Raw genomic sequence first — 19,574 nt, forward strand, 5'->3', positions numbered from 1 at the left:
TTATAATTTTAAAGGTATTTTTTACTACGAACAAAGGTGCTACCCCGAAATTCTTTTTTTAAACCTGCCTTTATTCTCATTTATCAAAAAAAGGGATATTTTAGAACTAAAGTCTGCTAAACTAACTACATGAAATACTAAAAACCTATTAGGGGGAAATACTCAAATTATGAAAAACCTATTAACAAAAGCTAGCCTCTTCTTCGTTGCGATGATTTTAGTGATTACTTCTCTGGGCTCACACAGCGCTTCTGCAGCTGGAGTTCCATTTAAAGATATAAAGACAACCGATAAAGAAATTATCTATTTGTGGCAGAAAGGCTTAATCAACGGAACATCCAGAACGACTTTCGGCCCTACTGAATCTGTAACGCGTGAACAAGCAGCAACAATGATCGGCCGCGCCATCAATTTGAAGGGCACTCCGAGAAAAACTTCCTTTAAAGATGTGGATTCAAAAAGCTACGCTTCCGGCTACATCCAGTCAGCTGTTGACAAAGGAATCATTACCGGCGATTCAAATGGCAATTTCCGTCCAAAGGATACAATGACCCGCGGTGAGATGGCTTACCTGATCAGCCGTGCTTTTAACCTGACAAAGTCCGGACATGTTTATTTCATGGATATTAAAACCGATGCTAGTTCGACCAGCCTTTACACAGCAGTCAACCGAATTGCAACAGCCGGCATCACGAACGGCACTGGCTCCGGAAATTACGAACCAAACAAAAACTTGAACAGAAGAGAGTTTGCAGCTTTTGTCGCACGCGGACTCAATACGGATTTCCGAGTGGTTTTCAAAAACGTCATGATTTCCGAAATGAATGTGACTGTAGACAACTTGAACGTCCGTAAAGGCCCTGACGTCAGCTATAGTTCAGTAGGCAAAATCAACAAAGGCGCTAAATTCCAGGTATATGGCTATAACGGCAGTTGGGCTTACGGCAAAAGCGGTACTTTGACCGGCTATGTCAGCACGGCTTACCTTTCAAAAACAGTTGTTCCTGTCGTAAACGCAAAAAGATTTGTCGTTCTTGATCCAGGCCACGGCGGTACCGACCCAGGTGCAGTTGCAAATGGCCTTCAAGAAAAAGCAATCAACCTTGATGTTGCAAAACGTGCCCAAGCCATTCTTAAAAATAAAGGCATTTCCGTATACATGACTCGTACGACAGACGTTTTCATTCCACTTGCAAGCCGGGTAGACTTGGCAGTCAAGAGCGGCGGAAACGCATTTGTCAGCATCCATACGAATGCGGCAACTCCAGCAGCAAGCGGTTCCGAAACCTTCTACTCTGCAGCGTTGGACCAACGGGCCCAAGACAGCAAACAATTGGCGACCTTTATCCAAAACCGTCTATATAAAGCAATGAACAACACAAACCGCGGCGTCAAAGAAGCGGGCTACTTGGTTATCGGCTCGAACCCTCTTCCTGCTGCATTAGTGGAATTAGGATTTATTACAAACAGCACAGACGCTTCCAAATTGGCTTCTGCCACTTACAAACAGCGTTCTGCTGAAGCAATTGCAGGCGGCATCGAAGATTATTACAAATGGAAAGAGAATAATTAATTATTAAAAAAACGGGCTTTTTAGCCCGCTTTTTTTTGTATTGCGCTATACTACAAGAAAACAGTTTGGACACGGAGGGAATCTATTGAAAAAAATGTATATTCTTGCAGCTTTCGCCATTGCTCTTGGCTCATTTAATCTTCACCAAACAGAAGTCTCCGCTTCTGAAAGTGAAACCGACAAAGTGATTATTTCATTTAAGGATGAAATTGATTTTGAAGTATTGGAAGAAATGGGCGCAGTAGTGCAGGAGGAATTGAATAGCATTCATGCAGTTGTTGCCACTGTGCCGGACCAGCCATCTGTACAGGCCGCCGCTGCAGATTCTTCTATTGAATATATCGAAGAAGACCAGACCGTAAAAGCTGCTGTCCAAGTGCAGACATGGGGCTACAAACACATCAAAGCCAATACGGCCACAAAACTCGGCTATACCGGCAAAGGCGTCAAGATTGCAGTCGTAGATTCCGGAATCAACAAGAACCATCCTGACTTGAAAATTGCCGGCGGCGTTTCTAAAATTGCTGATCTCAATACGTTCAGCGATAAATTCGGGCACGGCACACATGTTGCGGGCATCATCGGGGCGCAGAACAACTCAATCGGCACAGTCGGCGTAGCGCCTGATGCTTCCATTTACTCGGTGCGCGTCCTTTCCGATTTTGGCATGGGCGATGTCTCTGACGTTATTGCCGGCATCCAATGGGCCATTGATCAGAAGATGGATATTATTAATCTCAGTTTAACAACGGAAACAAACAGCCAAGCGCTTCAGGAAGTTGTTAAAAAAGCTTATGACAAAGGCATCGTCATTATTGCAGCTTCCGGAAACGACCGGGCAAATACAAAAATCAAAGATGTATTGTTCCCGGCCCGCCTATCTTCAGTAATTGCTGTAGGCTCCGTATCACCATTAAATAAACTGTCCTATTTTTCCAATTACGGCCCTAACCAAGAGCTCGTAGCGCCTGGAGAAAATATTAAAAGTACATTTGTCGACCTCAAAACCTCAACTCAGGACGATTATTTCGTTTCCGAGGGAACATCCATGGCAGCGCCGTTCGTTGCCGGCACTTTTGCTCAATACAAGGAAGCCTACCCGCATTTGTCGAACGGACAGCTGCGCGCAACCGTCAATAGAGCAGCGGTGGACCTTGGCGCTAAAGGGCGGGACAATCTGTACGGGCACGGCCTCGTTCAATCCTTGTCTTCCAAAGCGGCCTTGTTCCCGGATCTGAAACTCAATTATTGGTACACTCCAGCTATCCAGAAAGTGTTCGACTTGAAAATCACCAATGGATTCCCGGATGGCACGTTCCGTCCGAACAGCTCCATCACACGCGGAGAAGCAGTTACCATGCTTGGGCGGGCACTGAATTGGAATAAGAACAACACCAACCATAAATTTACTGACGTGCCGAAAACGTCATACGCCGCGGGCTATATCAACAGCGCTTATGAACTCGGCTATATCAGCGGCACTTCGGCAACCAAGTTTTCGCCGGATACGCCAATCAAGCGCGGAGATATGGCGGTCATTATGCAACGCATTTATAAACTAAAGAGCACACAGCAAGCCCCATTCACCGATGTATCTGCTTCCGCATATTATTATGACGCTGTTCAAGCAGTGTTCGAAAACAAGATTGTAACTGGATATGACGACAACACATTCCGTCCGGAAAACCCGATCACGCGTGCAGAAAATGCCCAGATCCTGAGCAACGCATTAAAATAAATTGCAAAAGACAGTCCCGAGTTGCATCACTGGACTGTCTTTTTTTATTGCTGATCCGATTATAATGACTGTTCTTTCAATGATAAAAAGAGCTTTCCTCAGAAAGCTCCTTTTTTAATGTTCTATTTACTTAGTGATTGCTCTGTGGATGAACGTAGCCATTTCAGCACGTGTAGCGTTGCTGTCTGGCTTGAATGTGCCATCGTTGTAGCCTGTAGCCAACTTATTTGAAGCAACTTTGATAACGGAAGCTTCAGCCCAGTGGCCTTTCATGTCTTTGAAAGACACTGAAGTTGAAGATGCTTTCATCGTGAACGCTCTTGTCAGCATTGCACTGATTTCAGCACGTGTAACTTTTGCTGTTGGTGCATATTTGCCATTGCCGCGTCCGTCGATGATGCCTGCTCTTTTCGCAGCATTAATGTAGCCTGCTGCCCAATAAGTTGAAGATACATCGCTGAAGGCACTGCCGCTGATTGGCTTAAGCCCGATTGCTTTGGAAATCATGGTAGCCGCTTCTGCGCGGTTTACCGCATTCTGCGGTTTAAAGACACTGACGTCATATCCGGTAATGATGCCTTTTGCACTCAAATCTTTGATGGCGCCGTATGCCCAAAACCCGGTTGATACATCATAGTATTGGCCAACTGGAAGCTGTTTTTTCGGTGCCGACACTGTAATCGGCGCTTCTTTTACACTGCTGTAACGCTTTGCTCCGATGTAACGCGGTGCCCAGTATGGATTGGTATTAATATTTTCCGTGGCAATCCCTTTGCTTGATGTCGCAGAGATAAACCCGCCATTTCCTACATAAATGCCTGCATGTGTGACTTTGGTTGAACCGGAGCTTGCGCCAAAGAACACCATATCCCCTTTTTTCAAGTTGCTTTTTGATACCCATGTACCCGTTTTATATTGATCCGCAGAAACACGCGGAATGGAAATTCCGAAATGATTGAATACATATTGAAGGTAACCCGAGCAGTCAAAACCTGAAGGTGTTGTTCCGCCCCATTTATATGGCACTCCTGTAAATGTCTTTGCGTATGCGACTAAGTCATCTGGTGTTACTGTTCCACTGGCTGCTTCGGTTTCATTTGACATGAACGGACTAGCTGTAAAAATCAATACAGCAATCATCATAACTATTAAACGTTTTTTCAATTGGACACCTCTGTTAGTTTGTGGATTCTAGATGTTGATCAGACATCGAATCATTTATTTTTCCAAGTAGTACTTAATACACTATTGAGTGTATCAGATAAATGTACTACCTTTCATTACATTTATATTACAAATGCATTTTTGTGCTCATTTTAATGTTTATCTCTAGGAAGTTAGGGAATAACAAGTACTTTTAATAATTTAAAGTAAAATATTTACTTATAAGAAGAGACTTGAAAAATAACAATAAAAACGATGCCGAATTGATTCCGGCACCGTCTTTATTGCTTTGCATATTCATGTTCATGTTTTTCCACTTTCTTCTTTCGTCTATGCCAAAGGGTCCAAACGCTTAAAAACAGCAGCGCTCCGAAAGCATCGAGCAGGACATCGTGCGTCGTAGGTGTACGGCCGCCGGTTAACGATTGATGGTATTCATCCATCAACGCAATCGCTACTGTAATCACAAAAGCAAGCCAAACACGCGGCTTTGGCAATAAGTTCAGCACCGCCAGCGCAATAAGGCCAAACATCCCGACATGGGCGCCTTTGCGAAGCAGAAACTCGACAAATTGGTAATAACCCCTTTCTTCAACGGATACGTAAGTGCCCCAATAAGGAATTTGCAAATGGCTAAGCGTCTCTTTGAACGGCTCGGAAGGCAAATACTTTTCCAATGCCGGAATCAAGGTCTGTTCTTCGTATGTCTGGCCGGAAGATACAAACAATACAATAAATAAGATAACAAAAACGATTAATTTTTTCATACATGGATTGTACCACGATTCTGCCTGTTCCAAGGCAGAAAAAAACACATCCGCCCTAGGGCAAATGTGTTTTTAGGTTAATCTCTGCTATGTTCGCCCCAGCATTCCGTATTTTTCAACCCCGGAATATTTTTGGCATAGAATTCCGGATTCTTGCCGGCTTTACGCTGATCAGTGTAATCCTTCAGCACTTTGAAAGCGATCTTGCCGAGCATCGCAATCACCACCAAGTTCAAGACTGCCATGATTCCCATGAACAAGTCGGCCATATTCCAAACCAGCGCCACTTGCGCCAAGGAACCGAACATGACCATTGCCAATACGCCGAAACGGTAAACCGTCAACCACGTCATATGGGCATTGATAAATTCAATGTTGGTTTCCCCGTAATAATAGTTCCCGATGATTGAACTGAACGCGAAGAACATAATGGCTGCGGCCAGGAAGTAAGGCGCCCAGTCTCCGACGTGAACGTTCAATGAAGCTTGTGTCAGCAAAATCCCTTCTTGTTCGCCTGTTTTGTAGACGCCAGCCAAAATAATGATAAAAGCAGTAGCTGAACAAATGATAATGGTGTCAAAGAAGACGCCCAAGCTTTGAACAAGCCCTTGCTTGGCAGGGTGCGATACGTTCGCAGCAGCTGCTGCGTTCGGAACCGATCCCATGCCTGCTTCGTTGGAGAACAAGCCGCGGCGCACACCTTGCATGATGGCTGCGCCGATTGCGCCTCCCGCTGCTTCTTCAAGGCCAAATGCACTTTTCACGATCAATGCGAATACGGCCGGAATTTCGCTGATGTTCATGATGACCACATAGAATGCGACCAATATGTATAAGACAGCCATAACTGGCACCAATACTTGGGTTACGTGTGCAATACGTTTAACCCCGCCGAAAATGATCAATGCCGTCAAAATAACCAGCCCGACGCCAACCGTCCATTCCGGAATACTGAAGACATCCCCAAATGACTGGGCGATTGTATTGGATTGTACCGAGTTAAATATAAATCCGAAAACCAATGTTAAAAGAATGGCGAAGGTAATTCCCAATTTGCGGTTGCCGAGCGCTTTTTCCATGTAATAAGCCGGCCCGCCGCGGAATTGGTCTCCGTCTTTCACTTTATACACTTGCGCCAATGTACTTTCGATAAACGCGGTGGACATTCCGATCAACGCGACCATCCACATCCAAAAAACCGCTCCCGGCCCGCCGATCGCAATGGCAAGCGCCACACCGGTGATATTCCCTGTACCTACGCGCGATGCTGTGGAAATCGTAAACGCCTGAAATGCCGAAACGCCGTCATCTCCGTCTTTTTTCTCCGTGATGACGCGGAACATTTCGCCGAACAGTCGAATCTGCACGAATCGCGTGCGCACAGTGAAATAAACGCCAAGCCCCAAGAGCAGCGCAATTAAAATATACGTCCATAATAGATTGTTTCCTTCGTCGACGATCCACGTCAACCCGTCCAAAATAGTGTCCATAAAGTTTCTCCTCGTAGCTGTAGTTTTGCTTACTTGCCACGTTTGCACGGCAATCTTGTGAGTCCAAGAAAATGTATTGCCCTGAAGCGTGAACGGATCATTCATATATTAATGCGTATGTGATTAATTACTTTTTGATCCATAAGTTTTAATCTTAGATGCACTTCAACTTTTGTACAATACCCTGAACATACTAGCGAAAAACTTATTAACTTTTCTGTAAAGTTTCAGCCAGGACACGCGCCCCGATATCGAGCGCATCTTTATTGAATGCCATCTCCGGATGGTGAAGCCCCGGTGCAAGGTCGGCTCCGATGCCAAGCATCGCCGCTTTCAGTTCCGGTTTTTTAATCGTGTAGAAATGGAAATCATCGGCTCCGGTCGTTTCGAGCGGCGCCGCAGTCCTTTCCTCTCCCAATAGGGACCGGATGGCGCTGTCGGCAATTTGCATTGCTTCGTCTGACACTTCAGCGGCTGGTGTGTAGTCATCCCACTCCCAGGTGATGTCCACTTCGTGCAGGGCAGCAATTGATTGGAGCCCTGCATCGATGCGCTGCCGCAGTTCCGCCATCAGGCTATTGGACTGAGACCGCACATCAAGGGCGAAAGCCGCGCTTCCCGGGATGATATTCAGCGATTCGCCGCCCGCCTGGATATTCGTCAATTTCGCTGAATACGATTCGAACGGCGAAAAGTAAATCGATTTTACAAATTGATGAATGGCCGCAATCACATCAATGGCGTTTTTTCCTTGATGCGGTCGCGCACCGTGCGCATCCACGCCGGTGATTTTGCCTTTCAGGAAAATCCCCGACCCGTGATGGATGGCAGGCGCAACTTCGCCAAACGGCAATTCCTCGATTGGCCGCAAATGCACACCGTATAAATGCGTCACTTCTTCCAGTGCACCACGTTCAATCATGGCAAGCGAACCGTTGCCTTTTTCTTCTGCCGGCTGGAAAATGAACCGGATCCGTTTTGCCAGTGGTTCGTCTTTCAAATAAAGCAGCGCTCCCAAAACCATGGCCATATTCGCATCATGGCCGCACGAATGGTTCGCTTGGACTTTCCCGCGCACTTCCTGCCACAAAGCATCGATGTCGGCGCGGACCGCGACCACTCGTTGCCCTTCGCCGATTTCCGCAATCAATCCGGTCACGTCATCGAATGTATGATAATTGACTTGGAGGTCTTCCATGATTTCCGCCAGCTTTTTCGTCGTTTCGACTTCTTGCCAACTGGCTTCCGGATGGGCATGGAAATGATCAAAGTATTCCAAGATTTTCGTTTTATTGTCCATCTGTCTGTTCCTCCCCTTCCACCATGCAAGAAGCTACTGTCAGTTTTTGAAGCTGGCTTTCGTCTACCCGGATGCCGAGTCCGGGTTCACCCGAAAGCTTGACGTATGGCAATTGGTAGTCCAGGTTGCCGATTTCTTCTGAGAACAGAAGCGGCCCTGTCAGTTCCGCGGATTGGATGTTGCGGCGCGCCATGACGGCATGGTAGCCGGCAGCAGAACCGACAGACGACTCCACCATCGAACCGATTTGCGCAACGATGCCGGCTGCTTCCGCCGCTTTTGCCATTTGGATTGCCGGGAAGATGCCGCCGCATTTCATCAATTTGATGTTGATGTAATCGGCTGCTTCCAGACGGATGATTTCGAGCACGTCTTCCATCGTTTGGACGCTTTCGTCCGCCATGATCGGTGTCGAGGTTTTTCGGCGGACATCGGCAAGCCCGCGGATATCGCCCATGCGAATCGGCTGTTCGATCCAAGTAAGATGGGCATCCGCTAATTGGTTGATCGTCTGTACCGCATGCCCGACTGTTTTCCACCCTTGATTGACATCGATGCGGATCGGCATAGACGGCCCGACCGCTTCCCGAACAGCATAAATGCGTGCAATATCGGTTGCCGAGTCGCTGCCGCCCACTTTCAGCTTCAAACTGCTGAATCCTTGGTCCATTGCCCGTTTTGCTTTTTCCGCCATGATTTCCGGCGCTTCGATGCTGAGCACTTTCGGATACTGCAAACCTTCGTGCGCCTGTCCGCCGATCAAGTTATAGACCGGCTGGCCTGCCGCTTTTCCCATCAAGTCGTAGCATGCAATGTCGATCGCGGCTTTTGCGGCTGGGTTGCGGGCGATGGCCGCATTCATGAGATGGTGAATCCCTTCGATATCGAACGGGCTTTGGCCAAGAATTTCGGGAACGAGGACGTTCTTTAAGATTTCATATGTCCCGCTGACCTGCTCTCCGGTAACATGTTCATCCGGAACCGCTTCGCCGTATCCGAAGATTCCGGTATCCGTTTCCAGCTTCAAAATGACCGCCGGCATATTCGGATACGTCGCGTAGGAAATGATAAACGGTTCTTTCAACGGAAATTCCACTCTGTAAATTTCAGCCTTTACAATCTTCATCTCGATCTCCTCCTACTATGTATAGCTTAAATTGTACATGAATGTACGGTGGTGTTGTAGGACAGGAAGGATTATTTTCGGCTTCTGAAGACCAGAAAGGTGAAGAAATGCAAAGGGTTTGTCTACGTTTTGGGCGCTTTTTATCATTGTTTTTTTGTTTCTAAAGGAGTTTTCCGGATTTCTATCAATGTTTTTCGAGTTCTTATGGATGTTTCGAAAGTTTCTATCGATGTTCTGGTACACACCACCTGCTCAAAAGCCAAGTTCAAGTAAACTGAATGGAAAAGACCTTCGCTTCACGCGAAGGTCTCCTCAAAGACTAAAGATTCATTTCGCTGTTGGCGAAATGCGGGGCAGGTTCTATCTGTGCATTTTCGATTTCTATCAGAGTTTTTAGGTTTTCTATCAAAGTTTTCACCGTTTCTAACGCTGTTCTTGTTTTTGCCTGTAGAATCGTTGTCTTCTTCCACCGACTTCTTCCAGGTTATTTCTCCGCAAAGCATGTTTTGCTGTGTCTATCGTCTGCACACCTAGAAATATTTTGCATTCATTTGTAGTGATGGTTGGTTTGATGAGCATAAACCATTCGTCGATAGCTTCTAAGTGCGCATCTTTGCTAAATAAATTGCATGGTGCACATTCCCATTTGCGTACAATACGGTTCATTTTTCTCAATCGGCATCGAGGGCAATATACACCTGGCTGGATGTCTCGTGGGTTGATTCTCAAGTTAGGGGCTAAGGGAAACGGCTGGTATTTTTGATCCATGGTTAGCAGTTGTGCACCGAGCGCATACAATTGTTCTTCAGTTAGAAGCTGATTGCCGATTTCCATGCGATGAAGCTGAAAAAACAATTCATCTGCAATCCATACCGTTGCGTCCGGCGGCACGTTTTCAATGACTTGCGAAGGATAGGCCATGATGACGGCCGTTTGAACTGGCAAGATGTATCCAATTTTCCCAAGGATCTTTTCCATTTTTATCTTTGCCGTTTCAGCTTGAACTACGGGGCTTTTGAAATAGCGCTGGTTTCCATTTTGATAAGTTTGATGCAGTACACTGGGGTTTGTTTGGAGCCTCAACTTTCCTCCCATATTTTTAATTTCCAATATCAATAGGCGGTCTTGAGTAATGATGATCGTATCGATCTGGCTGCGGTCTGGCAGCGACAAATCTTGGATCACAACAAAGGGATAGTTCGGTTCAAAGAATGAAAGAAGTTCGTCCACCCTCTCTTCTCCTCCTGCACCTGCTCTTTCGTAGTTCAACATTTCAAGGACAGTTCCAGTTTTTTCATGGCCAACCGGCAGCCTTTTTAATAAGGCTTCATAAGCGGCAATTTTCTCTGTGCGTTCTCGGTATTTAATGATTATTTTTCTCACCTCCTTGCTCTATTGTATCAAGCAGTGCATAGATATTCCATAAATATCCAAATCTCGTTTTTGAAGCGTTATTTCGTAGAGAAAATGAGATTTGAAGGTCATAGTTTTTCAATCGGGGAGATTCCTTTTCGAAGTTTTTAACAGGTTTTATCTATGCTTTTTTTATTTCTATCGAAGTTTTCCGTTTTTCTATCGGAGTTTTTCACGTTTCTTTCGAAGTTATGAAGCTTCTTATCGATGTTCTTATAAAAATCTGCTTGCCGCTACCCAAAACCTTGAACGGAAAAGACCTTTGCAAACTGCAAAGGTCTCCTTTTTAAAAAACGATGCATTTCGCTTGCCGCGAAATGCCGTAAAATTCTTACCAGCGTCTTCTGCTGTTTCTATCGTTGTTTATTTGATTGCTATCAAAGTTTTTCACGTCCCTACCGGAGTTTTCGAATTTTCAATCAGTGTTTCCCCGCTTTCTATCGAAGTTCTTCCAAACGCCTTCCACAAAAAAGACCTCCGCTCTCCGCGAAGGCCTTCTTTTATTCACTGATTGGGCTTTTCACCGCTATCGATAAGATCATTTCTTCCAGCAAAATGGGCATTTCTTCAAAGGTGTTTTTGATGTGCAGCCGTTCGGTGCGTTTATGGGCGTCTTTTCCGAATGGCCCGACATTGAATACGGGCGCTTTCAAATGCTTCATCGCCTGGAACGGAATGCTGTATTGGTCGCCGTAAACCGGCGTGTTTTTTTCGTATGTCATCCAGCCGCCGTTTTGGTCGGTGTAGTTCACATAGCTTAAATCAGAGATGCCGTTGAAGTAATGGATCTGCTGCAGTTTCAGGCCGAATTTCTCCTCCGCATTTGCCGACACTTGCTGCAGGCAGCGCTTGACGAGTTCGTCCTCCGATGAATTCACAGCCGGATAATATGGCGGTGCGTACAACAGAACCGTTGCCGGCGTCAGTTCCTGGCAATTGATCAACAGGATATCGACAATGCGCATTGATTTATCGCGGACGTCCCATTCCGGATGCATCATCGTGTCGTAAAGCGCCGCGTTGACGTAGTCGATGCCGAATTTATTGATGGCGTATTTCATCAGTTCCTCAAAGCGAAGAACCCGGATTTCTCCTAGCGGTTCGATTTTTTCTCGCTCACACATTGCCAAATAATCGCGCGTGCAATGTTCCATCGCTTCAATAGCCACTTTCTCGAATTGATCAAACACTTCTTCTGCGGTTTTCTCCATTAAAAAGACGTTGTACATCGCGCTGGTCCGGTACGGCGTCTGCGCCGAATACTCGAGCTTCATATCGCGCTGCATCAGCGTCACCGGAAGCGGCGTGGTTTCTCCGTAGACGGTTTCCCGGAAAGAGGTGTTCCATTCCATGCGGTGCGTCAAATACGTCGAGATGTAGCTGGATGTAATGCCTGACAGCGGCTCGCCGACATGCGTTTCTTTGCCGTAAAAGAGCGCTGATGGCATGATTTTCCCAATCGAACCGGTGTAGATGTAATGGGCCATATCACCCGGATATTGGGCAAAGACGGGTTCGCCGTTTAGGAACAGAATATACTCAAGGCCGAATTCCCGCTCGAGATCCAGCAGTTTCGAAACGCCGTAGCGCATGCCGGCGGAATTCACTTCTTCGTCCGCTACCGTCACCAACAGCAGATTGATCGGCCACTCTTCAGCTGCCGCTTTTTCAATCAATGCCATATGAAGCGCAAGGCCCGCCTTCATGTCCATCGTGCCACGGCCAAACAGGTATTCACCCGACTGCAGATCCGCTTGCGCTTCCGGGTCCAATTCATCCTGCACTTTCTTGAACGCTTCCGCCAATTCCAGCGGGCTGCAGGCCAGTGGCTCCAAATCGCCGTATTCGGAAGTGTGCACGGTATCGTAATGGCTGATCAGCACAATCGTTTCCGCTGCTTCCGGATGCTTATAAAGCGCCGTCAGGTTTTCGCGCCCCCAGTTTACTTCACTGAGCGACAAGCGCTCAGGATGCTCCTGGAAATACGGCAGCATCTCCATCTTTTCTTTTAATTTATAAGCGAATTGGACTTCGCCATCTGTCAGCGTCATGCTTTTCCAACTCACCAGCTCAATCAATAATTCCTGCAACTTTTCGGGAGTCCCCCAGTATGCCGTCATCTCTATGCCCTCCTCTTGATGCTGTTCCGCTTGCTTTATGTTACTTGCTTTTGCTTTCCAGCATTTTCAGCCAGTCGCCCATTCGCTTCATTGCCTCTTCAAGCGTCTCCATGGAATAGGCGTAGGAAATCCGCAGGAAGCCTTCTCCGGTTTTCGTAAATGCCGAACCCGGGACAGCTGCGACTCCCCCTTCTTTCAATAAAGCCGTCGCAAATTCAAACGACGTCATGCCGTATTTGGCAATGGAAGGAAATATATAGAAGGCGCCTTTCGGTTTGACAACTTCCAAGCCCATTTCAACCAGCTTGCCGTAAACAAAATCGCAGCGCTCGCGGTACGCGCGGTTCATCACTTCCGGTGCATCGCGGTTGTTTTTTAGCGCTTCGATCGCTGCGTACTGGCTCGGCACCGAGGCACATACCGTATTGTACATATGTACTTTCAGCACTTGCTGCACATACTGTTCCGGCCCCAATAAAAAGCCCATGCGCCATCCCGTCATCGAATGGGACTTGGACAAGCCGTGGACCAGAAACGTCCGGTCTTGGATCGACTCAAAGCAGGCGAAAGAGGTATGGGTGCCTGCAAATGTATTTTCGCTGTAGATTTCATCGGTCACGACAAAAATCTCGTGTTTGCTGAGCTCTTCCACGAGCGGTTCCATTTGGGCTTTCGTTAACGTGACGCCTGTCGGGTTGGACGGGAAATTAAACAGGATCGCTTTCGTTTTCTCGGTGACGAGCGCCCGGATGGCTTCCGCTGTCGGCACCAGCCCCGTTTCTGATGTATCGAGCAAGACCGGCTTGCCGCCGTTCAATTCCACAATCGGCTCATAGCCCGCAAAGCACGGTGCGGGAATGATCACTTCATCGCCTTCCAAAAGAATCGTCCGGAAAACCGCATCCAATGCTTCACTGGCGCCGTTTGTCGCAATAATCTCGGTTTGCGGATTGTATGTAAGTCCATAAGTATCCTGGAAAAACGCCGCTATTTCCTGGCGCAGCTCCAAGAGCCCTGCATTATGGGTGTATCCGGTCAAATTGGCTGAAATGGCAGCTTTGCCGGCTTCTTTGACCGGTTCCGGCGTCGGAAAATCCGGCTGGCCGATGGTTAAATTGATGGCATCCGGGTAATTCACCAACTGATTGAAAAACTGGCGGATCCCTGACACACGAAGCGCTTCTGCGCGCGGATTTAATGTAAGTGGCATGAACAAAAACTCCATTTCGTATTTTGGCTTTCCTCTATTATATTGCAAATTGCCGGAAAATAAAGAGAGACCGTTCCCATATAGAAAAAAGCGGCTCATAAGCTGAGCCGCTGGGCTTGTAGACAAAAGAATTTTTACGCATGAGAGGGGAATGCACAGACAACAGGAAAACCCGGATCCTCCATTTCAGCCGGACGCGTTCCGCGGGCTCGCACCGAACTAACTCGGAACTGACGTCCCGAGTGGATTTCGGCACTTCGTCGCTACGCTGCCCCGCTGGAGTCGCCGGCTTTCACTCCGGACCCCTAACATGATGGCTATTAAGAGGCGTCGCTTTTCCTCATAAAGATGTTTGTTTAAACTTAAAATTGGATTCAATTCATATTCACTAATGAATCAAAGAGAAGCTCCAACCGGTTCGGCCACGAAGACTCCTGTGGGACAGCGAAAGCTGAAGACCCCGCAGGCAAGACATTGGCCGAAGGCAGTGAGGCCAAGTCTTTGCGACGAAGCTAGCGAAGCGATGCAGGAGCAGCGGGTTTTCGAAGCGACGAGGAGGCTGAAGCTGAGCCCACGGAAAGCGAAGTGGCCGAACCGGTTGGGTTTATACATCTCTATTCATTAAAGTTACACTTCGTCTACAGTCTGATGTGGCTCATAAGCTGAGCCGCTTTCTCCGTTTTTTCAACAAGTCTTCTGCTGCACCGGATCCGAACAGGACGCCGACGATTATCAGCACCAAACCGAAAAGGTGATTGGTTGTGATTACTTCGCCCAAAATGACAGCCGCTCCTACAAGTGAGAAAAAAGTATTCAGGTTCATGAAAATAGCGGCTTTGGTTGGCCCCGCCTGCCCGATGGAATAATTGTAAAGCAAATGTCCGACAGCCGTCCCGAGTACAGCCGAAAAGAAAAACGCTACCCAGAAAGTTGAAGGAACATCTGCGAAAGCGGCAATTTCCCCCGGTTCTTGGATCAGTGAAATGATGAACAAGACGCCGGCGCCGATGATGAACATATACGCAGTCAATAGACGCGGGTCCATAGAGCCGGCAGCTTTCGAAATGACAATATAGCTAAGCACTTGGACCAAAATGGACAGGAAGACAAAAACATCCCCGATGTTCATGCCCGCCGTCTCGCCGCCGCCAACCAGGACAGTCGCAGATACACCGGCAAGACCGATCACCACGCCAATCCACTGCAGTTTAGACGGATAGCTGCGCAGAATCAACGAAACCAGCACAGCTGTCAGCATCGGGCCTGTCCCCAGAATCAATCCAGCATTCGTTCCTGAAGTAAGTGCAAGTCCGCTCGACAGGAAATAATGGTGGCCAACTACATTGAGCAGTGCCCCCAGCAAGATGAATTTCCATTCGTTTTTTCGCGGCAGCCGCAACAGTTTCATACCGGCGAGAATCACAAAAATCGTCGCTGCGGCTGTGAGAATGCGAAAAGCAGTTAAGGTGATCGGGTCCACAAATTCAACCAGGTATTTTACAGAAGGTAAATTAAACCCCCATATCAGCATGACAAATATTAAAATGGCATAGATTTTCCATTGATTCAATCCAGCTCAGCCTTCTTTCGAGTTCCGAATTATCCACTCATTTTACGCTGAATCAACGGCAAAGTAAACGGCTCTTCCTTATTTAATCGTTTTCACATTATAGTCATATGCTTTCCGGCCGATCAGCAGGCTAAACACGATAAAAGCGATGAAGGATAAAACAACCGGAAACGTGACGGTATGCACGCCGAACAATTCCCCGTTGGCATTGTTGTAAAAGTGCAGCGCCACGTAGCTTGTGATGCCGACAATCATTGAGGCGATGGCACCGTATTTATTGCCCCATTTCCAGTAAAGCCCAAGCACGACCGGCCAAATAAACGCCGCTTCCAAACCGCCAAAGGCGAACAGGTTCAGGAAAATCAACAGTTCCGGCGGATCAAGCGCCAGCAGGAACACAACGACGCCAAGGGCCCCCGTGATGCCGAACGAAATACGCTTGATGGCTTTTAAATCCGCATCCGGTTTGATGTAATTCAAATACACGTCTTTTACGATGGTAGAAGAAACAAGAATCAATAAGGAATCGACAGTCGACATGATAGCGGCCATCGGAGCGGCAAGGACAATCCCTGCGGCCCAGGCCGGCAGGGTTTCCAGCGCAATTAGCGGAATGACTTTGTCGCCGATTTCAATTCCCGGCAAGATCGGCCGGGCAAAAATGCCGATCATGTGCATGTTCAGCATGATAAAGCCGGTCACAACCGTGCCGATGATCAATGCCCGGTGCATCGATTTGGAATTTTTATAAGACATGGCCCGGACCGTAATCTGCGGCAAGCCGACGACTCCAACACCAACCAGAATCCAGAAAGACGACACATACGCCATGCTTAAATTGCCGTCCGTGCCAAAAGGCGTCACGAGATTCGGGTTTTCATTGATCAAGTCGTTCATGATGTTCGGAATGCCGCCGCCCGCAATGATGACCGCAATCAATAGGATCAATGTGCCGATAAACATGACCGCTCCCTGAACCGCATCGGTCACCGCAACCGCCCGGAAACCGCCAATGGTCACGTAGACAAGTACAGAAACGGCAAAAATGAACAAAGCCGTGTTATAAGACAAGCCGGTCAGCGATTCAACAAGGCGCGCCCCGCCAATCCACTGGGCTGCCATCGCTGAAAACAAAAAGATGATGATGCTGAGGGCAGACAGGATGACCACCCAATTGCTTTGGTAACGCGCTTTTAAAAAGTCGATCATCGTAATCGCATCATAGCGGCGCGCCATGATGGCGAATTTCTTTCCTAAAATCATCAAGACAAAATAGCCGGTAACCACTTGCGTCATGGCAAGCAGCACCCAGCCGAAGCCCATCGTATAAGCGGTGCCTGGTCCCCCAAGAAAACTCGAGGCGCTGCCGTAAGTGGCGACCATCGTCATCGCCAGCACAAAGCCGCCGAGCTCGCGGCTGCCAAGGAAATAATCATTGATAAAGCTGGATCCGGCCGTCAATTTGGTGCTCGACCAGTACCCTATTGCAAATATGATAGCCAGAAATACAATCATGGGAATGATTACTGCAATGTTCATCGTTCGTCTTCCTCCTCATCAAATGGCACTTCTACAAAGAAAAACTTCACAATGACAATGACAAGCACCACAATCAACAGAAAGCCGACGACGCAACTGTAGAAAAACCAATCCGGCAAACCGAAAATGTAGGTGTATTCTTCGACGGGGCGCGACCCCATTCCATATGCAAAGCCAAACCACCAAATAAAATTAAAAATCGCTAAGCCCAATCCAATCCGTGCTTCGCGGTTGGCGATTTTAAACCGCCAATCTGTTTCCTTCATCTCAAACACTCCGTTTCGTTATCAGTTTTCACGGCAATACTGCCTCTTATTTGCTGCTGCTATCTTTTCATCCTATTATCGTATCAATTGCACCGGTGCCTGTCACCCACACATTTTCATGACTGGTTTTTAGGCAATAGAAAAACCCCGGAAGCTGCTGCTTTCGGGGTTTATTGTTTAAGCATTTACTGCGCCAACAAGAACTCAACATATTTTCGCCAATTGGTGCTTTTGGCAAATTCGTAGTCGGGCCGTTCACTTGGAAACGGCATAAAGACTTTCGGCGCTGTTTTAAAGTTCCTTAATGTGTCGTCCTTCAGCACAAGTGCGCCTGCTGCAACGCCGTCAGCCAGGACTGCTTTGCCGTCCACATCAAAATTGATGGTGACCGGAACTGCAGCTCCAAGGCCCGCTTCATTCAGCACATAAGTTGAACCGCTCATGTCGTATCGGTCAAAAACCCACGGCTGCGGAATCGCTATGGCATCCGCTGCTTCGATAACGGTAATTTCTGCATTGGCAGTGCTGCCAAACGGCACGCCTTCCGTAATTGGCTCGTCCGTCAGAATCTGCATTTCGTAAAAAGCGATCGGATTGGCTTGTTCTTTCGGATCCAAGGCGCGGTATGCCTTCAGCCACCTGGAATCATCTGCTGGAACTTCAGATACACTCAAGACGGTTCCGGAAACCGCTTCGTTCAAGCCCGCTGCCTGAACGAGCACCCGGTCCTGGGCCGTTACGTCTTGCCATTCATCTTCCAGCGCGTACGTAACAAATATTTTTTCGGCCGAATAAATTTCCACGCTTAACGGGTTGGAATCCCGATTGACTTTAGAGACAATGCCTTCAACCGGGCTGACAAGAGCCGGATTGGACAGGCTTTGGATCAATTGGGCATCAATAACCGCTAATTGTGATTCAATTGACGCCAAACGCTGGTTAGCCTGCGCAATGCCGGTTGCATAAGAGCCGTCCTGCGGCACTTCGACACCGACTGACAAATCCACATTAAATTCTATCGTATCGCCGTCTTCATTTGTGATGGTAGAGCGGTCCGTAGCACTTTCGGATTCGGAGCCGCCTTGTGCGGAAAGCGCAGATTCCAATGCTCTTAATGAGTTTTGCACTTCGCTTTTTTCCGTTTCCAACGCCCGCTTCTCAGATTCCCAAAGCGAACGCTGCTCCTCTGACTCTGCTTCGTTCAGCAATGCCAGTTCTGAACCTGCCTGAACCGTGTCGCCTTCATTCACCACCCATTGTTCGATGGCTTCTCTGTCCTGCACGTAAATTTGCGTCGTCTCCCGAGGCGCCGCAATGGCCTCTTTCGGCAATTTTTCTGCATATGTATTCGGGTAGGCCCGTTCGTATTCGCTGACGTAGACATTTTTTGAAATGATGCTTTTCTCCCCAAACATCAGCAAAGCATTAGCGGCAATAAAAGCAGTGATCGCGATGGAAAGTCCGATGAAAAAGAATCTATTCAATGGAAGCTCCCCCTCTCGTGAAATCGTTCAGCATTTCTTCGAGCGGTACGTATGCGCTGAATGCCCCAATGGCCAGTGCCACTGCCGTATGCAGTAAAATCAGCAGCAAAAGGATCAGTTTAGGCGAGAATTCGGTAAAACTGCGGACAAAGCGGTATTGGATCGCGATGATCAATGCCGTAAAAATCGTCAATTGGTTAAAGAAAAACATGATAAACGTATAGTTGAAAATTGTATTGTCCAAAAACGTTGCGGCCAGTGGCCCAAACGAAAACAAGGAAACCGGCATCGTAAATCCGGCTACAGCAAACAGGAAAAATAGCAGCGCTTTTTCAATTAGCAGGATGGCCAATACATAAGACTGCATCACCAAAGCTGCCCGAAACGTCATCTTGGTGAATTTGCTGAATAAAAAAGCCACTCCGTACGTATGGAAAGCCATATAAAAGCCGGCCCACAGCAAGGTTCCAAGAAGCGAAGTCCAGCGAGCCAGTGTATAGGCATCCCAGGATGCTTCCGCCAAATAAGGCGTCAACGATTTGGTGTTCATCCCCCAAATTTCGCTCAATGCAAAAAGAAGCAGCCCCAAAGCAAAAATTCCAAAAAGCCGCTGATTGAATTTCCGTATCTCGTTTTCCTGCAAATTATGTATCAAATCTCCATGGCGAGCAAAATAATGCCAGAATTTAAAGTCAAATGTCATTCGATGTGATTCCTTTCGGCGCAAATGATGGTTCTGCTCTTTTACTTTACCAAAAATAACAGCGCTTTGAAACGTTTAAGTTACCACATTTTTCAATATTCAGGTCTTTAG

15 protein-coding genes are annotated in these 19,574 nt (G+C 47.4%); 2 read left to right on the plus strand and 13 right to left on the minus strand.

The annotated features are described in order from the left end of the window. The first annotated feature begins 169 nt into the window (after window positions 1-169). Both BLQ32_RS11840 and BLQ32_RS11845 read left to right on the plus strand, forming a co-directional pair. Window positions 170-1,573 (plus strand): N-acetylmuramoyl-L-alanine amidase, encoded by a 1,404-nt coding sequence (locus tag BLQ32_RS11840; protein ID WP_074510490.1) that lies wholly within the window; start codon window positions 170-172, stop codon window positions 1,571-1,573. A gap of 94 nt (window positions 1,574-1,667) precedes the next feature. Continuing rightward, entirely contained in the window at window positions 1,668-3,311 is a 1,644-nt protein-coding gene (locus BLQ32_RS11845) for a S8 family peptidase (protein ID WP_139150543.1), read from the plus strand. A gap of 126 nt (window positions 3,312-3,437) precedes the next feature. Here BLQ32_RS11845 and BLQ32_RS11850 read toward each other — a convergent pair whose 3' ends face one another. From BLQ32_RS11850 to BLQ32_RS11915, 13 genes are all read right to left on the minus strand, one after another. Then, window positions 3,438-4,475 (minus strand): C40 family peptidase, encoded by a 1,038-nt coding sequence (locus BLQ32_RS11850; RefSeq protein ID WP_244890355.1) that lies wholly within the window; start codon window positions 4,473-4,475, stop codon window positions 3,438-3,440. 281 nt (window positions 4,476-4,756) lie between these two features. Beyond that, window positions 4,757-5,242 (minus strand): VanZ family protein, encoded by a 486-nt coding sequence (locus tag BLQ32_RS11855; protein ID WP_074510492.1) that lies wholly within the window; start codon window positions 5,240-5,242, stop codon window positions 4,757-4,759. A 77-nt stretch (window positions 5,243-5,319) separates the two neighbouring features. After that, the gene (locus BLQ32_RS11860) at window positions 5,320-6,732 is read right to left on the minus strand and encodes an alanine/glycine:cation symporter family protein (protein WP_175557111.1); all 1,413 of its coding nucleotides are present in this window, start codon (window positions 6,730-6,732) and stop codon (window positions 5,320-5,322) included. Between the two features lie 208 nt (window positions 6,733-6,940). Next, complete coding sequence (locus BLQ32_RS11865; RefSeq protein ID WP_074510493.1) at window positions 6,941-8,032, minus strand: amidohydrolase; 1,092 nt, start codon at window positions 8,030-8,032, stop codon at window positions 6,941-6,943. Continuing rightward, window positions 8,022-9,158 (minus strand): mandelate racemase/muconate lactonizing enzyme family protein, encoded by a 1,137-nt coding sequence (locus tag BLQ32_RS11870; RefSeq protein ID WP_074510494.1) that lies wholly within the window; start codon window positions 9,156-9,158, stop codon window positions 8,022-8,024. Before BLQ32_RS11870 ends, BLQ32_RS11865 begins: the two co-directional genes overlap by 11 nt. 423 nt (window positions 9,159-9,581) lie before the next feature. After that, window positions 9,582-10,541 (minus strand): nuclease-related domain-containing protein, encoded by a 960-nt coding sequence (locus BLQ32_RS11875; RefSeq protein ID WP_083335323.1) that lies wholly within the window; start codon window positions 10,539-10,541, stop codon window positions 9,582-9,584. A 530-nt stretch (window positions 10,542-11,071) separates the two neighbouring features. After that, on the minus strand, window positions 11,072-12,691 hold the full coding sequence (locus BLQ32_RS11880; RefSeq protein ID WP_074510495.1) for a M20/M25/M40 family metallo-hydrolase: 1,620 nt from the start codon (window positions 12,689-12,691) through the stop codon (window positions 11,072-11,074). Between the two features lie 40 nt (window positions 12,692-12,731). After that, a complete protein-coding gene (locus tag BLQ32_RS11885) occupies window positions 12,732-13,901 on the minus strand; it encodes an aminotransferase class I/II-fold pyridoxal phosphate-dependent enzyme (protein WP_074510496.1) in 1,170 nt (389 codons plus the stop codon). A 655-nt stretch (window positions 13,902-14,556) separates the two neighbouring features. Further along, on the minus strand, window positions 14,557-15,471 hold the full coding sequence (locus BLQ32_RS11895) for a DMT family transporter (protein WP_036809858.1): 915 nt from the start codon (window positions 15,469-15,471) through the stop codon (window positions 14,557-14,559). A gap of 78 nt (window positions 15,472-15,549) precedes the next feature. Beyond that, window positions 15,550-17,010 (minus strand): sodium/pantothenate symporter, encoded by a 1,461-nt coding sequence (gene panF / locus BLQ32_RS11900; RefSeq protein ID WP_074510498.1) that lies wholly within the window; start codon window positions 17,008-17,010, stop codon window positions 15,550-15,552. After that, the gene (locus tag BLQ32_RS11905) at window positions 17,007-17,276 is read right to left on the minus strand and encodes a YhdT family protein (protein ID WP_074510499.1); all 270 of its coding nucleotides are present in this window, start codon (window positions 17,274-17,276) and stop codon (window positions 17,007-17,009) included. The genes panF and BLQ32_RS11905 overlap by 4 nt, the downstream gene beginning before the upstream one ends. Before the next feature lie 185 nt (window positions 17,277-17,461). Continuing rightward, window positions 17,462-18,760 (minus strand): efflux RND transporter periplasmic adaptor subunit, encoded by a 1,299-nt coding sequence (locus BLQ32_RS11910; protein WP_074510500.1) that lies wholly within the window; start codon window positions 18,758-18,760, stop codon window positions 17,462-17,464. Next, window positions 18,753-19,463, minus strand: a complete 711-nt coding sequence (locus BLQ32_RS11915; protein WP_074510501.1) for a hypothetical protein — start codon at window positions 19,461-19,463, stop codon at window positions 18,753-18,755. Before BLQ32_RS11915 ends, BLQ32_RS11910 begins: the two co-directional genes overlap by 8 nt. Window positions 19,464-19,574 lie beyond the last annotated feature (111 nt).

The sequence above is a fragment of the Planococcus glaciei genome (assembly GCF_900099655.1).
In the GTDB taxonomy this organism is placed as follows: Bacteria; Bacillota; Bacilli; order Bacillales_A; family Planococcaceae; genus Planococcus; species Planococcus glaciei.

What these genes read in the sequence shown, in the direction of transcription:
- BLQ32_RS11845 (WP_139150543.1), top strand. Translation starts at nt 1,668, where the DNA reads ATGTATATTCTTGCAGCTTTCGCCATTGCTCTTGGCTCATTTAATCTT.
- panF (WP_074510498.1), bottom strand. Translation starts at nt 17,010, where the DNA reads ATGAACATTGCAGTAATCATTCCCATGATTGTATTTCTGGCTATCATA.
- BLQ32_RS11885 (WP_074510496.1), bottom strand. Translation starts at nt 13,901, where the DNA reads ATGCCACTTACATTAAATCCGCGCGCAGAAGCGCTTCGTGTGTCAGGG.
- BLQ32_RS11840 (WP_074510490.1), top strand. Translation starts at nt 170, where the DNA reads ATGAAAAACCTATTAACAAAAGCTAGCCTCTTCTTCGTTGCGATGATT.
- BLQ32_RS11860 (WP_175557111.1), bottom strand. Translation starts at nt 6,732, where the DNA reads ATGGACACTATTTTGGACGGGTTGACGTGGATCGTCGACGAAGGAAAC.
- BLQ32_RS11870 (WP_074510494.1), bottom strand. Translation starts at nt 9,158, where the DNA reads ATGAAGATTGTAAAGGCTGAAATTTACAGAGTGGAATTTCCGTTGAAA.
- BLQ32_RS11905 (WP_074510499.1), bottom strand. Translation starts at nt 17,276, where the DNA reads ATGAAGGAAACAGATTGGCGGTTTAAAATCGCCAACCGCGAAGCACGG.
- BLQ32_RS11855 (WP_074510492.1), bottom strand. Translation starts at nt 5,242, where the DNA reads ATGAAAAAATTAATCGTTTTTGTTATCTTATTTATTGTATTGTTTGTA.
- BLQ32_RS11915 (WP_074510501.1), bottom strand. Translation starts at nt 19,463, where the DNA reads ATGACATTTGACTTTAAATTCTGGCATTATTTTGCTCGCCATGGAGAT.
- BLQ32_RS11880 (WP_074510495.1), bottom strand. Translation starts at nt 12,691, where the DNA reads ATGACGGCATACTGGGGGACTCCCGAAAAGTTGCAGGAATTATTGATT.
- BLQ32_RS11865 (WP_074510493.1), bottom strand. Translation starts at nt 8,032, where the DNA reads ATGGACAATAAAACGAAAATCTTGGAATACTTTGATCATTTCCATGCC.